This is a genomic window from Thermodesulfovibrio sp. 3462-1, from assembly GCF_040451425.1.
GTDB classification, from domain to species: domain Bacteria; phylum Nitrospirota; class Thermodesulfovibrionia; order Thermodesulfovibrionales; family Thermodesulfovibrionaceae; genus Thermodesulfovibrio; species Thermodesulfovibrio obliviosus.
In genome coordinates, this window is the sequence record NZ_CP144374.1 from 1617661 (window position 1) to 1631064 (window position 13404).

The 13404-nt window shown below is 35.6% G+C and carries 20 protein-coding genes; all 20 read left to right on the forward strand.

What is annotated here, in order from left to right; genetic code table 11:
- A complete protein-coding gene (gene alr / locus V4D31_RS08460; protein WP_353686002.1) occupies positions 1-1095 on the forward strand; it encodes an alanine racemase in 1095 nt (364 codons plus the stop codon).
- Entirely contained in the window at positions 1089-2267 is a 1179-nt protein-coding gene (locus V4D31_RS08465; protein ID WP_353686003.1) for a pyridoxal phosphate-dependent aminotransferase, read from the forward strand. Before alr ends, V4D31_RS08465 begins: the two co-directional genes overlap by 7 nt.
- Complete coding sequence (era, locus tag V4D31_RS08470) at positions 2264-3133, forward strand: GTPase Era (protein ID WP_353686004.1); 870 nt, start codon at positions 2264-2266, stop codon at positions 3131-3133. Before V4D31_RS08465 ends, era begins: the two co-directional genes overlap by 4 nt.
- Before the next feature lies 1 nt (position 3134).
- Positions 3135-3587, forward strand: a complete 453-nt coding sequence (locus V4D31_RS08475) for a bifunctional nuclease family protein (RefSeq protein WP_353686005.1) — start codon at positions 3135-3137, stop codon at positions 3585-3587.
- Positions 3587-4282 carry a DNA repair protein RecO gene (gene recO, locus V4D31_RS08480; RefSeq protein ID WP_353686006.1) on the forward strand — a complete coding sequence of 232 codons (696 nt, stop codon included), beginning with the start codon at positions 3587-3589 and terminating at the stop codon, positions 4280-4282. Before V4D31_RS08475 ends, recO begins: the two co-directional genes overlap by 1 nt.
- Positions 4283-4288: 6 nt before the next feature.
- On the forward strand, positions 4289-4786 hold the full coding sequence (locus V4D31_RS08485) for a nucleotidyltransferase domain-containing protein (RefSeq protein ID WP_353686007.1): 498 nt from the start codon (positions 4289-4291) through the stop codon (positions 4784-4786).
- Positions 4776-4907 (forward strand): hypothetical protein, encoded by a 132-nt coding sequence (locus V4D31_RS08490; RefSeq protein ID WP_353686008.1) that lies wholly within the window; start codon positions 4776-4778, stop codon positions 4905-4907. The genes V4D31_RS08485 and V4D31_RS08490 overlap by 11 nt, the downstream gene beginning before the upstream one ends.
- Before the next feature lie 9 nt (positions 4908-4916).
- Positions 4917-5081, forward strand: coding sequence for a hypothetical protein (locus V4D31_RS08495; RefSeq protein ID WP_353686009.1), 165 nt, complete (start codon positions 4917-4919; stop codon positions 5079-5081).
- Positions 5082-5675, forward strand: a complete 594-nt coding sequence (locus V4D31_RS08500; RefSeq protein ID WP_353686010.1) for a MarC family protein — start codon at positions 5082-5084, stop codon at positions 5673-5675. It abuts the gene before it with no gap.
- The gene (locus tag V4D31_RS08505) at positions 5672-6172 is read left to right on the forward strand and encodes a cob(I)yrinic acid a,c-diamide adenosyltransferase (RefSeq protein WP_353686011.1); all 501 of its coding nucleotides are present in this window, start codon (positions 5672-5674) and stop codon (positions 6170-6172) included. The genes V4D31_RS08500 and V4D31_RS08505 overlap by 4 nt, the downstream gene beginning before the upstream one ends.
- Positions 6172-6810, forward strand: coding sequence for a histidine phosphatase family protein (locus V4D31_RS08510; RefSeq protein ID WP_353686012.1), 639 nt, complete (start codon positions 6172-6174; stop codon positions 6808-6810). Before V4D31_RS08505 ends, V4D31_RS08510 begins: the two co-directional genes overlap by 1 nt.
- On the forward strand, positions 6797-7798 hold the full coding sequence (gene lpxK / locus V4D31_RS08515) for a tetraacyldisaccharide 4'-kinase (protein ID WP_353686013.1): 1002 nt from the start codon (positions 6797-6799) through the stop codon (positions 7796-7798). The genes V4D31_RS08510 and lpxK overlap by 14 nt, the downstream gene beginning before the upstream one ends.
- Before the next feature lie 264 nt (positions 7799-8062).
- Positions 8063-8683: a prepilin-type N-terminal cleavage/methylation domain-containing protein gene (locus V4D31_RS08520; RefSeq protein WP_353686014.1), complete on the forward strand. Its 621-nt coding sequence runs from the start codon at positions 8063-8065 to the stop codon at positions 8681-8683.
- Between the two features lie 67 nt (positions 8684-8750).
- The gene (locus tag V4D31_RS08525; protein WP_353686015.1) at positions 8751-9215 is read left to right on the forward strand and encodes a hypothetical protein; all 465 of its coding nucleotides are present in this window, start codon (positions 8751-8753) and stop codon (positions 9213-9215) included.
- A 477-nt stretch (positions 9216-9692) separates the two neighbouring features.
- Positions 9693-9896, forward strand: a complete 204-nt coding sequence (locus tag V4D31_RS08530) for a hypothetical protein (RefSeq protein WP_353686016.1) — start codon at positions 9693-9695, stop codon at positions 9894-9896.
- Between the two features lie 360 nt (positions 9897-10256).
- The gene (locus V4D31_RS08535) at positions 10257-10442 is read left to right on the forward strand and encodes a hypothetical protein (RefSeq protein ID WP_353686017.1); all 186 of its coding nucleotides are present in this window, start codon (positions 10257-10259) and stop codon (positions 10440-10442) included.
- Positions 10439-10972 carry a hypothetical protein gene (locus tag V4D31_RS08540; protein ID WP_353686018.1) on the forward strand — a complete coding sequence of 178 codons (534 nt, stop codon included), beginning with the start codon at positions 10439-10441 and terminating at the stop codon, positions 10970-10972. Before V4D31_RS08535 ends, V4D31_RS08540 begins: the two co-directional genes overlap by 4 nt.
- A 159-nt stretch (positions 10973-11131) precedes the next feature.
- Positions 11132-11911, forward strand: coding sequence for a hypothetical protein (locus V4D31_RS08545; protein ID WP_353686019.1), 780 nt, complete (start codon positions 11132-11134; stop codon positions 11909-11911).
- A 72-nt stretch (positions 11912-11983) separates the two neighbouring features.
- Positions 11984-12736 (forward strand): complement resistance protein TraT, encoded by a 753-nt coding sequence (locus tag V4D31_RS08550; protein WP_353686020.1) that lies wholly within the window; start codon positions 11984-11986, stop codon positions 12734-12736.
- A gap of 63 nt (positions 12737-12799) precedes the next feature.
- Complete coding sequence (locus V4D31_RS08555) at positions 12800-13327, forward strand: hypothetical protein (protein ID WP_353686021.1); 528 nt, start codon at positions 12800-12802, stop codon at positions 13325-13327.
- Positions 13328-13404: the final 77 nt, after the last annotated feature.

Below are 13404 nucleotides of genomic sequence, written 5' to 3' on the forward strand. Positions count from 1 at the left end.
GTGAGACTTCTTGAAGCAGAGATAGATTTAAAAGCATTAATTCACAACTTTCATACAGTTAAAGCTATTGTCAAGCCAATTAATCCATCCTGCAGGATAATAGCAATTGTAAAAGCAGATGCCTATGGACATGGAGCAGTAGAGGTTACCCGTGCTCTTGAAAAAAAATGCTTTGCCTTTGGAGTGGCTTTTTTTGAAGAAGCTGCCATATTACGAGAAGCAGGAATAAAATCAAAAATTATTGTTCTCTTTGACAGAGAAGTGGAAGGTATATTTAAATACAATCTTACTCCAGTGGTCTTTGATTTTAAACAGGCTCAGCTGCTTTCAAAACAGGCTCACAAAAAAGCAGTTAATCTCTCTGTTCATGTTAAAGTTGAGACAGGTATGGGAAGACTTGGAATTTATAATGCACCATGCGAAACAATTAAAAAAATTGCTCAATTACCAAATATAAAAATTGAAGGTGTCATGAGTCATCTTTCAGAGGCAGAAAACAAAGAATGGACAACAGAACAGATAAGAAAATTTAAAGAGATTCAAAGATGCATTGTTAATCTTGGAATTAGCCCTGTTTTCCACATTGCAAACTCTCAAGGAATCAAATATCCTGAGGCTTTATTTGATGCAGTAAGGCCAGGACTCATGCTTTATGGATACGGTCAAAACTTTGAAAAAGAATTAAAACCATGCATGAAAGTTAAAACAAAAATTATTGACATAAGAAGGCTTCCGAAGGGTTCACCAATAAGTTATGGAAGAACTTTTATAACCAAAAAAAATAGCGTTATTGGAGTTATTCCAGTGGGATATGCTGATGGATATTTCAGAAAATTAACTAATAGAGCAAAGGTTATTGTCAGAGGGAAAAAAGTGCCAGTTGTGGGCACAGTTTGCATGGACCTTACAATGATAGACCTTACAGATATCCGAGAGGTAAAAGTGGATGATGAGGTGATTTTGCTCGGAGACTTAGGAAATGAAAAAATTACAGCTCAGGATATAGCAGAATGGGCAGAGACAATACCATATGAAGTGTTAACTTCCTTAGGAAGCCATGCAAAAAGAAAATATATTAGGGAGGAAGTATGTTAGCAGAGAGAACAAAAAAAATTAAACCTTCAGCAACTCTTGCTGTTGACAGCCGAGCCAAGGAATTAAAAGCAAAGGGAATGGATGTTATAAATTTTGGAGTTGGAGAGCCAGATTTTGACACACCTGAACATATTAAGGAAGCTGCAATAAAGGCAATCAAAGATGGTTTTACAAAGTATACTCCTGTTGGCGGGATTGATGAGCTTAAAGAGGCAATAATTGAAAAACTTGAGCGAGACAATGGATTAAAGTATGAAAAAGCAAATATTTTAGTGTCCTGTGGAGCAAAGCATTCTTTGTATAACATTGCTCAGGCATTATTTGGTCCAGGGGATGAAGTAATAATTCCAGCTCCATACTGGGTTTCTTATCCTGATCAGGTTCTTCTCAATGATGCAAAACCAGTGATTGTTGAAACAACTGAAGACAATGATTTTATGCTTTCTGTAGAGATTTTAAAAGAAAATATTACTTCCAGAACAAAGGCAATTATTCTTAACTCACCATCAAATCCTACTGGTTTCATTTACACAAAAAAAGCACTGGAAGAGATCGCAGAAATTGCTTTAAAACACAACCTTTACATTATTTCTGACGAGATATATGAAAAATTGATTTATGATGGCGGAAAACACATAAGTATTGCATCTTTAAGTGAAGAAGTTAAAAATAAAACCATCGTTGTAAATGGATTGAGTAAATCCCATGCAATGACTGGCTGGAGAATTGGATATGCAGCAGGACCAGAAGAGATTATAAAAACCATGACAAAAATACAGAGTCAGTCCACATCAAATCCAACCTCCATTGCCCAGAAAGCAGCAGTTGCAGCATTGAGAGGACCTCAGAATTGTGTGGCTGAGATGCGTCAGGAGTTTGAAAAAAGAAGAGACCATCTTGTGAAAGAGTTAAACAGCATTCCAGGCATTTCCTGCAAAATGCCAAAAGGTGCCTTTTATGCTTTTCCGAATATAGAAAAAATTCTTGGAAAAAACGGAATAAATTCATCAATGGATTTAAGCATCTATCTACTTGAAAAAGCCCTTGTAGCAGTTGTGCCAGGTTCTGCCTTTGGTGCTGAAGGATATATAAGAATATCCTATGCAACGAGCATGGAAAATCTGTCAAAAGGCATTAATAGAATACGCAAAGCATTGGAAGAACTTAGATGAAATGTGGATATGTTGCATTAATTGGAAGACCTAATGTTGGTAAATCAACACTTCTGAATACAGTTGTTGGAGAGAAAATTGCCATTGTCACGGAAAAGCCCCAGACAACAAGAAATAGAATTATTGGAATAAAAAATCTTGCCCATGCTCAGATTATCTTTGTTGACACACCAGGAATTCACAGACCAAGACATAAACTTGGTGAATTCATGGTTAAAGAAGCTCATCAGGCAATGGATATGGTTGACTTAATAGTTTTTATGGTAGACCCAGTGAACCCTTCTGAAACTGAATTTTCAATTATTGAAAAACTAAAAAAACTCAATAAGCCTGTTATTCTTGCAATTAACAAAATAGACACAATCTCAAAGCAGAGCCTTCTTCCATTAATAGATCTGTACAAAGATTTACATTCATTCAAAGAAATAATTCCAATTTCTGCCCTTAAAAACGATGGAGTTGAACGCCTGCTTGAAAGAATTATTTCTTATCTTCCAGACTCTGCGAAGCTTTATCCAGAGGATATGCTTACTGATCAGGCAGAAAGATTCATGGTTGGTGAGTTCATAAGAGAAAAAATCATGAAATACACTTATGATGAAATTCCTTACTCAGTGGCTGTTGAAATAGAAAAATGGGATGAGAAAGAAAAACTGATCCACATTGGAGCAAATATTTATGTTGAAAGAGAAGGTCAGAAAATTATTATAATAGGGAAAAAGGGTGAGAGGTTAAAAAAGATTGCACAAGAGGCAAGGCTTGATATTGAGAGATTTTTGGGAACAAAGGTTTTTCTTGAGGTCTGGGTAAAGGTTAGAAAAAAGTGGAGGCAAAGAGATATAATATTAAAATCACTGGGGTATTGAGATGTTAATTGAGATGAAAGTAGAAGGATTGCTTTTTGATCCAAGAAGTGGAATGTATATTATGTTACTGCAGCAGATAGATGGGAATGAAACACTTCCAATATGGATTGGTAAACCAGAGGCAGACTCAATAGCACTTGCATTAGGGAAAGTTCTTACTCCAAGGCCTTTAACGCACGATTTGATAAAAAATATTCTTGATGAGCTTGAAGTTCGCATTACAAAGGTTGTGATAACTGATTTAATTGATAATACTTATTATGCTCTTATTTATGCTCACGATGGAGTAAGAGAAAGAGCAATTGACTCTCGTCCTTCTGATGCTGTTGCAATTGCTTTAAGGGTTCAAGCACCAATATTTGTTGAGGAAGGAATCTTTGAGTTGAGAAAAGCTGATGAGCTTGAAGAGTGGCTCAAAAATCTTAAACCAGAAGATTTTGGCAATATAATGTAGTGATTTATTCCACTGAAGGAATTGTCCTCAAAAATACAGACTACGCAGAAGCAGATCTAATCGTTGCCTATTTTAGTAAAGATTTTGGATTAATAAATCTTTTTGCAAAAAGCCCTCGCAAAATAAAAAGTCGCTGGGGAAGTTCTTTTGAACCTTTAACCTATGCAAGAATCTCTTTTATTGGAAAAGAAGACAAACTTCAGAAAATAATTCAATCAGACATAATACAGCCTTTTCAGAAAATCAGAGAAAATTACAAGCTCTTTTTAAAGCTGTCAGAGGTTTTAAGACTCTTTTTAGACATTCTTCCAAAAAGAGAGCCAAATCATGAACTTTTTTCTCTTTTTTTAGAAAGTCTTTTTTTTATGGAAAAGACTCAAAGCGCAGAAATTTACATAGTTTTTCTTAAAGTAAAAACATTAAAAATTCTCGGCTATCTTCCTGATTTCAGGCATTGTGGAGTCTGCGGTGTTTCTTTAGATGGAGAATCCTTTTATTCAGATGGTTTTGTAATCTGTAAAAAATGCTCCTCTAACCGACAATCTCATGTGCTGTCTCAGGGAGTTTTAAAGCTTCTCAATACAATCTCCCAATGGAAATTGTCATATCTTGAGAGAGTTAAAATTGCAGAAAAATTGATGAATGAGATGAAAGATTTTTTAAAAAATCATATTTCAAACACTATTAAGGTATAATAAAGTATGGTATACAGGCAAAAATACTACAATTTTATTGAAAAGCTCTCAAAAGAAATAATAAATTTTTACGGTGACAGACTTATTAGCATGGTTATTTTTGGGTCTGTTGCTTCTGATACTTTCAGACCTGATAGCGATATTGATATTTTAATCGTTGCAGAAAACTTACCAGAAGGAAGAGTAAAAAGAGTTGAAGAATTTATAAAAAACATAGAGAGTCACCTTGAGGAAGATATGATAAAACTTTCAAAAGAAGGGATTTATATAACGCTTTCCCCAGTTTTTAAAACTCCAGAAGAAGTGTATACTGGAAGTCCTCTATTTCTTGACATGACAGAAAATGTAAAAATCTTGTATGACAAAAATGATTTTTTCAAAAAATATCTGGAAACACTTAAAATAAAACTAAAAACTCTTGGTGCAAGGAAAATTTACACTAAAGGCGGATATTATTGGGAATTAAAGCCTGATTATAAATTTGGAGAAATAATTGAATTATGACAACTCATCAGCTCGCAAAAGAATATATGAAAAAAGCTATTTTACCCGGGCTGATGCATTAAAAGCCATAGAAGGTGCAAGAAAGGTAGTTGAAGTTGCTAAAAAAGTAATAAAACCTTAGGAGGTAGCAATGGCAGAGCAAAAACCAATGTGTATTATCTGTGCATGGAGGGCAACATGCCAGAAACAGTTTTCCCTTAAAGCAGGGCAAAAATGCCCGGATTTTGTAAAAGATGTTACAGTGAAAACTGAAGAAGACGAAGAAAAACAAAAGGAAAAAGAAGAAAAGGAATAAGTGGATATCGTAAAAACATTTTTACTTACATTTATACCTCTTTTTGTTGCAATTGATGCTCCTGGAATTTTACCTCTTTATATTTCTCTGGTTGAAGGTCTCCCGGATGCTCAAAGAAAACACATTGCAAGGCAGTCTGTAATTACAGCCTTTTTAGTGGCAACTTCTTTTCTTTTTCTTGGGAATTTTATATTTTCTCTGCTTGGAATAAAGCTTGAAGACTTCATGATTGCAGGTGGAATTCTTTTATTAATTCTTTCAATCTCAGATATTTTAAGAGTAAAGGAAAAGGAGCTTACAATAAGTGATACCCTCGGAGTTGTTCCGATTGGTACACCTCTGCTTGCTGGTCCTGCAACTCTTACCACTCTAATTATTCTGGCAGGAAACTATGGATATTCAGTGGTAATTTTTTCGCTTTTGCTGAATCTTTTAATAGCATGGATAATCCTTGAAAAGGCAGAGTTTGTAATAAAAATTATGGGAATTTACGGAATAAAAGCTTTTGCAAAGGTAATGGCACTTCTGTTGAGTGCTATTGCTGTAAGTCTTATTAAAAAGGGATTGACAAAAATCTTAGGGGCAAGCCTATGATTCATGTATACACAGGTGATGGAAAGGGTAAAACGACAGCAGCAGTAGGAGCTACCATAAGAGCAATTGGAAATAGTTTAAAAGTTTTTTTTGTCCAATTCATAAAAGGTGCTCACACTGGAGAGCTTGAGATATTTAAAAATTTTCCAGAACTTATTGAAGTTTACCGCTGTAGCACAGGATTTGTTTATGGAAAGCCAGAACCTTCTCAAATAAATGTTGTAATGAAATGTATCCAAGAGATTGAAATTCTTATTAAAAAACAACATTACGATTTGATAGTTTTTGATGAACTCACTGTGGGATTAAATACAGGTTTAGTCTCAAAAGAGCAGGCACAAAAGCTTATTGACCTTGCCAGAGATGCAGAGCTTATAATCACAGGAAGAGAAGCTCCAGAATGGCTTATTGAAAGAGCAGACCTTGTTACAGAGATGAAAAAAATCAAACACTACTTTGACATTGGGATAAAAGCAAGAAGAGGTATTGAATACTGATGAATCCAACATTGGTTATTTATCTTCTGAGACATGGGCAGACAGAGGGAGCAAAAAAAGTTTATAAAGGTCACATCGATGTTCCATTAAGCAAAGAAGGAGAAGCTCAGGTTGAAAAAGTTGCACATTTTTTAAAGGAGCATGTAAAAAAATACGAACTCAAACCAGAGATTGTTTATTCCTCCCCTCTTAAAAGAGCTCTTACATCAGGAGAAATTTTAAGCAGAACTCTTTCATTAAAGTTAAAAGCTGAAGAGATTTTAAAAGAACGTAGCTTTGGGAAATGGGAAGGCTTAGGCATAAATGAAATAATATCCCTTTATCCTGAGGATTTTGAAAGATGGAGACAAAATCCTGTGCGATTTTCACCTCCAGAAGGGGAATCCACCTTAGAGGTAAGTAAAAGGGCAAAGGAAGCTTTAAAAAAGATTATAAAAACACATAAAAACAGCCAGATTTTTATCACAGCTCATGGAGGAATAAACAGAGTAATTTTGTGTAATCTTCTTGGAATGCCTCTTGAGAACATTTTCAGAATTGAGCAGGATTTTGCCTGCGTTAACATAATTGAATTTTACGAAAGTGAGCCTGTTATTAAACTCATAAATGGTGTTTTCTGGAAAAATGAATATTTTTGAAAGGCTTTATCTATTTTTTTATCTTCGCAAAAAAAGGAAAGAGTTAACCTACCAAAAAAAACTTCCCTTTCCTCTAATAAGTGTTGGAAATCTGACATTTGGCGGAACAGGAAAAACACCTTTTACAGTAGCCCTTGCAAAGGAAATAAAAAAGGCAGGCTATGAACCCATTATTCTTACTCGCGGATACAGGGGAAAACTTAAAGGTCCTACAGTTGTATCTAAAGATATGAATGCAGATGATGTGGGAGACGAACCTTTAATGATGGCTATGGATGGATTGAAAGTTGTAAAAAGCATTGATAGACACACTGGAGGCATTTATGCGATTGAAAAATTCGGTCTTAATGAGCAAGACAAAGTTGTTTTTATTCTTGATGATGGATTTCAACACTGGAGGCTCTACAGGGATTTGAATATTTTACTTATTGATGGAATCAGGATTTTTGGAAATGCTCGCTTGATTCCTTTTGGAGCTTTAAGATCTCCAATCAATGAAATCTCTGAGGCAGACATGATATTTATAACAAAAAAAGAAAATGAAAAACTTAAACAAGCTCTCACTGAAATTGGATTTAAGGAAATACATTTTGCACCATTAAAAATTGAAGGGATAAAAGACTCTGAAGGCAGAGACATCAAACCATACGGTAAAAAAGCTTTTGCCTTTGCAGGAATTGCTGATTTTCAGGGTTTTATAAACTGTCTTAAAGAGCTTAATTTAAAAATTATCGGGCAGAAAAAATTTATCGACCATAAAAAATATACTGAAAAAACACTTAAAAAAATTGAAAAACTCGCCAAAGACGCTGAACTTCTTATCACAACAAAAAAAGATTTTGTAAAAATAAAGGAAAAAGCAACGATACTAAAACAAAGGATTTGTTATCTCGAAATATCCTTGAAAATCAACGAAAAATCTGTTGCCAATGTAATTGATTTTTTATTAAAATTGAAATATAATAGAACAAAAAGTTTCAAGGCTTGATGCAACCCATTGAAAAGTTTATCAGAAAGGGGGTGGGGAGAAACTCTGGAGGAAGGGTGCCATGACTGCCAATATGGGCGCCATGGTGGTTATGGCTTTCCCAAGTGGCGCAACCGACCTCCTGTCAACGAAATGACATTTTTACTACCTGTGACAGGCAAGCTCTTAGCCTTGGTAAGCGTATGGGCTTGCAATTTCCTGTAAGAGGAGAAGTGGCATTGAATTTGCAGAAGCAAAATGAAAAAACAAAAAGGAGGTCAGGTTATGAAGAGTTTAAGAAACAGCAAAGGCTTTACATTGGTTGAACTTGCAATTGTATTGGTAATTATTGGAATTATTATTGGTGCTGTGCTTAAAGGACAGGAGCTGATTAATAATGCAAAGATAAAAAGAGCTTACAATCAGTATCGCGAAATTTTAGCAGCTGTTTATACTTATTATGACAAGTACAACTATTATCCAGGAGATGATCCTAATGCTAAGGGAAGATGGCCATCTGTAACGAATGGAGATGGTAATGGATTAATAGCAGTGGGAATTGGTTCTACTGCTCCAAATTTTGCCTGCACTGGTACAGGAACAGAGCAATGTGACCTCTGGGCGGAATTGAGGTTAGCTAATATATTAACAGGATCAGGTTTTTCAAATCCTCGTCATGCATATGGAGGAGCTATTGCTGTGTCCTATTATACGATGCCTGCTGTAGCTGGTGGAACACCCTTACTTGCTCATTGGATACATTTTCAAAATGTACCATACGATGTTTGTCAGGCAATTGACAGAACATACGATGATGGGAATGCGGGTGCAGGAAGTATAAGAGGAACAGCAGATTATATGGCAGCTACTTCAGGTGTATTTCAGCTAAGTTTTAAACTTGATTAATACGTACGGGAGGCTTATGCCTCCCTTAAGGCATCAATCCATTGGAATGACACTTTTGGAGAAAGTTATGGAATGGGAAAAAATAGCAGAAAAACTAAGGGACATGATAATGGGAGAAATAAAGGAAGAATTCAAGGAATTCAGAGCTTCTGTTACAGGTGAGTTGAGTGGATTTAGAATTGCTTTAGAAGCTCTTATTGCAAGACAGAACAGCATGGAAAACGAAATTAAAGAACTTAGAAAAGCAATTGATGAAACCAACAAGAGAATTGATGAACTCAGGATAGAGCTTAAAACAGAAATAATGAAGAATACTGAGCGTATTGATGAGACTAACAAAAGAATTGATGAGACTAACAAGCGTATTGACGATACGAACAAAAGAATTGATGACACTAACCAGAGGATTGATGAGCTTTATTTAATAAGCTCTCACATAAGAACTGATTTAAACAAAGCTCTTTCAGAGAAGAAAGTTATTGATGATATGCTTACCCGAATTCAAAGACTTGAAGAAAAAGTAGCAATATAACCCTGAACTGATAAAGTCAGGAAAATTTCTTAGGAAGCGAAATTGATTTTTCTATTGTCTCAGGAAGATTTATATCTTGATGGACCGATGACAGATGACCTTAGGAAAGAAGTTCAGCTAAGTATTGATGAATTAATAAGTCTTCGAAGATATTTATGATAGCCACCTTAAAAATGAAATGTTTTCAAAGAATATTATAAGACTTGGCAAAAAGAGCCTGATAGAATTCTGGAATTTATAAAACAATGGACATTGCGATTGCTTATTCATATACCCGGGATAATCCCTGCCAGTGCTATTGGATAACTTGAAAGAATTAAACCTTTTTGAAAAAAGTATCAGATGGAAAGCCTGTAACTGTGCCTGTGTCAGGAAGTCTTGAACAGATAAGAAAAATACATTATTTCAAAGAGAATCAAAGTTGAAAGACCTGGAAGTGAAAACCCAGCCCCACTTTATTTTTCAACTGGAGGTCTTATGCAAGCAATAAAATATTGCATAACAACACTCTCCCCACTCCTTCTTGCCTCAAATACAGGTGATCCAAACATGGTGTCAACCCTTGACTACATTCCTGAAACATGTCTGAGAGGCATGTTTGCAAATGAATATATTAAAAAAAGAAAGCTTGGTGAAAATGCCCATAAAGATGAAACCTTTTACAGATGGTTTTTGAAATGAGAGTTAAAGATTACAAATGCCTATATCATTTATGGAAACTATCATTATTACCCTGTTCCTCTTTCAGTTCAGGAAGACAAAAATGAAAAGGGAAATACCTATGACCTTCTGTTGGAGATGTTGAAGAAGAAAAGAAAACTGCAAAAAAGGTAGGATTCTTATTGAAGAGACAGTCCCTGAGGGTTATCCTGAAGAGGTTCAGACAAGGATCAAGATAGACCGTTTCACAGGTGGAGTAATTGAATCAGCCCTTCTTGAAACAAAGGAAGTTTGGGTTTTTTGAGGATGCAAGGTTGTATTATAGGGGACTTGCAGATATTAGTAGTTTACGCAAAGAATATCAGAGACATATGAGTTCTTTTGATAAAAGTAGTAAAAAAAACTCAATATAAAATGTCTGCTGGAATTTTAACCAAAAAAGGCTTTGATTATTTCATTACACCAGCAAAAGGATTCAGACAGATACTCAAATGTGAGGCACGCCAAATGATTGAAAAAACAGGCAAGAGATATGAAGACTTCAAATTTTATAAAGTATGGGAATGAAAAAACACGCCTCAAGGGTATTTTTTGAAGATGCCTATCTTGCTGGAAATCCAGAGGATGCCCTTATGCCAACTTCAATCCCACAGATACTTTCAGGACCAAAACCAACATCTTTTCAGAACTATCTTGAGCAAAGACCTGAAAATCTTAAGGACCATCCTAAAAGCCTTGCCCATTATAATTCTGACAATCCAATCCGCGGCTACAAACTCTACTGGCACAAAGATGGCACAGGATGGGAAGAGGTGGAAATATCTTATGATGAAAAAGAATTCAACGAACTACTGAAAAAGCATCTGATTAGAAAAGATAACACTTCAAAGATAAAAGAATTTAAAGAGGCTTTTGAAAAATACATTATAAGCAATGCAGGCGAAGAGATTTCATCCCTTTGGGAGACTCCCAGACTTAAAGAACTCAAAAAGATGCTTGATTTTACGAATAAACCAGAAAATAACGCAACTGAATATCTTGAACTTTCTGAATTCAGAAAAAGAAAAGTTTTGCCGAAGCTAACAAAAGTCGAATAAATTAAACTTAATTTGTGCTGACACCTTTTGGCAATATTTTGGCAATATTTTTTTACTTGTTTCTGCTAATTAAATTATGTTAATTTTAAAATTATATGTTAATTCTAAAATTAAAAAATAAAAAAGAAAGGAGGTGAAAAGGAGTGAAAAAAACTTTCATTGCTGGTTGTAGCACTTCTTATGCTTGTAGGTGTTAATGCTTACGCAGTGGATTTTGAAGCACAGGTTGGACCTGAAATAAGCCACATTACTTACAAAGAGCCTGGTGTTATGACAGAAAAAGGTTGGTTTTATGGAATGGCAGGCAGAGCAGAAGTAAAGTTTGATGTTGCAAAGGATTTGAAACTTACTGTGGGTCCAGAGCTTAAACTTGCAAAAGGTAGAGTTGATTACTCTTCACCTATAAGTGGTGACATGAACGGAATCGATGACACACTTTTTGAGGCAAGAGCTTTGGTAGGACTTCAATATCAGCTTACACCAGAAGCGAAAATTAAACCTTACACAGGATTTGGCTACCGCAGTTTGGTTGATGACTCCTCTGGGAAGCAAACTTCTACTGGTGCTTGGGGTTATGAACGTTGGATAAGATACTACTACATACCAGTTGGAGTTGCATTTTCTTATGACTTTACAAAGGACTGGACAGCAAAGGCTTACGCAGAATACGACATCTTCTTAAGAGGTAAAGTAAAAACCTATCTTAGTTCTGTTCCAGGATATGAAGACATCACAAACACTCAGAAGTCTGGTTACGGATTAAGAGCTGGTGCTCAAGTTGAAAAGAAATTTACAGGATGGGCAGTTTCATTTGGTCCTTATGTAAAATACTGGAAGATCAAGGATTCTGAGGTAACATATGATTCTTTAGGTCGGGGTTGGATAGAACCACGTAATCACTCAACTGAGATTGGTAGTGCTTTAACACTTAATTTTTAGGCTACAAAATGGGAAGGCTAAGGCCTTACCCATCAAAACATTAAGTTTAAGATTTAACTCGAGGGGGAAGTTATGAGAAATAATTTAGCTTTAAAAGCTTTATCAGTCATTCTGGTAATGTTTTTTATGCTGCAGCTTACAGGCTGTGGACAGATGATTAATGCTATTGAGCATAGTGATATGCAAGTAAAGCTTAAGATGACTGATACCATATTTCTTGACCCTATAGCAAAAGCCAAAAACAAATCAGTATTTGTAGCAGTTAACAACACTTCTGATATGCAGGAAGTTGACACAGGAATGTTACAAAATCTTATATCAAGTAGACTTACTGCAAAAGGTTACCAGGTGGTAAGTAACCCTGAACAAGCAGGCTATATCATTCAGGTTAATGTGCTTTACATGGATTACTACAGGGAGACTGGAACCCGTGAGGGGGCAGTTGAAGGAGCTCTGACAGGAGCTGGAGCAGGAGCTTGGTTAGGCCAGTCAAGGGATACATCAATTGCACTGGGACTTATTGGTGGAGTAGTTGGCGGGATTGGTGGAGCACTTATAGGGAAAGCACTAAAGGTTGAAACCTATGCTGGAGTTGTTGATGTTGAACTAAGGGAGAAAACAGATAAGCCAGTGACAGGGCAAATGGTAACAAATGCACAGACAGGCTCAGCTACAACAATAAAAACCACTCAGGAGATAAACACCAACTGGCAGATTTATAGAACTAAAATTGTATGCACAGCACAACAGACAAACATTGACAAAAATGAGGCTGCAAGAGTAATTGCAGAAAGCATCGCAAGTAAGATTGGGGGAATGTTCTAAGATAAGCTATAAAACAGATAAAGTGCTGGGATACTCTCCCAGCACAAAGAAAAAGGAGGGAAAATGAAATCGTATTTCAATTTATGTATTCTTTTCTTTTTATTGCTTATTTATGGCTGTGCACCTTCAACTACCAAAGTACAATGGGAAACAGGACGCGTTATCAATCCCCAATTTGCAGAAAAGGTAATCATTGTTGAGAAATTTGAGTTTACAGCCCCACTTAAGAAAGGAATTAGAACTGAGGTATTAGTGAGTGGCGATATTTCGACATGTATTGTTAAATCTTTAAGAAATAATCTTATTGGTTATGCTGTTTTAAGAGAAGATGAAGCAAACAATATATCTCCTAATGCGATAGTTATTAAATTAACACCCACAAAAGTGACAACAGGGTATAATTTTTGGGGAACAAAGATTGTGGGAAATGTTTATGCTAAGGTTCAAGTTAATGACAGTCCAGTAGAGCTTGAAGGAGAAGGAAAAGCAAATGCTGAAATGCCGCCCACTAACTATGCATTTGAAACAGCTTTTAGTGAAGCCTGTGATGATCTTGCAGTAAAGGTAGATAAATTGTTGAATAAAAAATAAAACTCAAGCAACAGAGTAAAACAGTCATCGGAGAGGAATTATTCCTGACTTTATCAGTTTAGGGCTGATCTTTATCG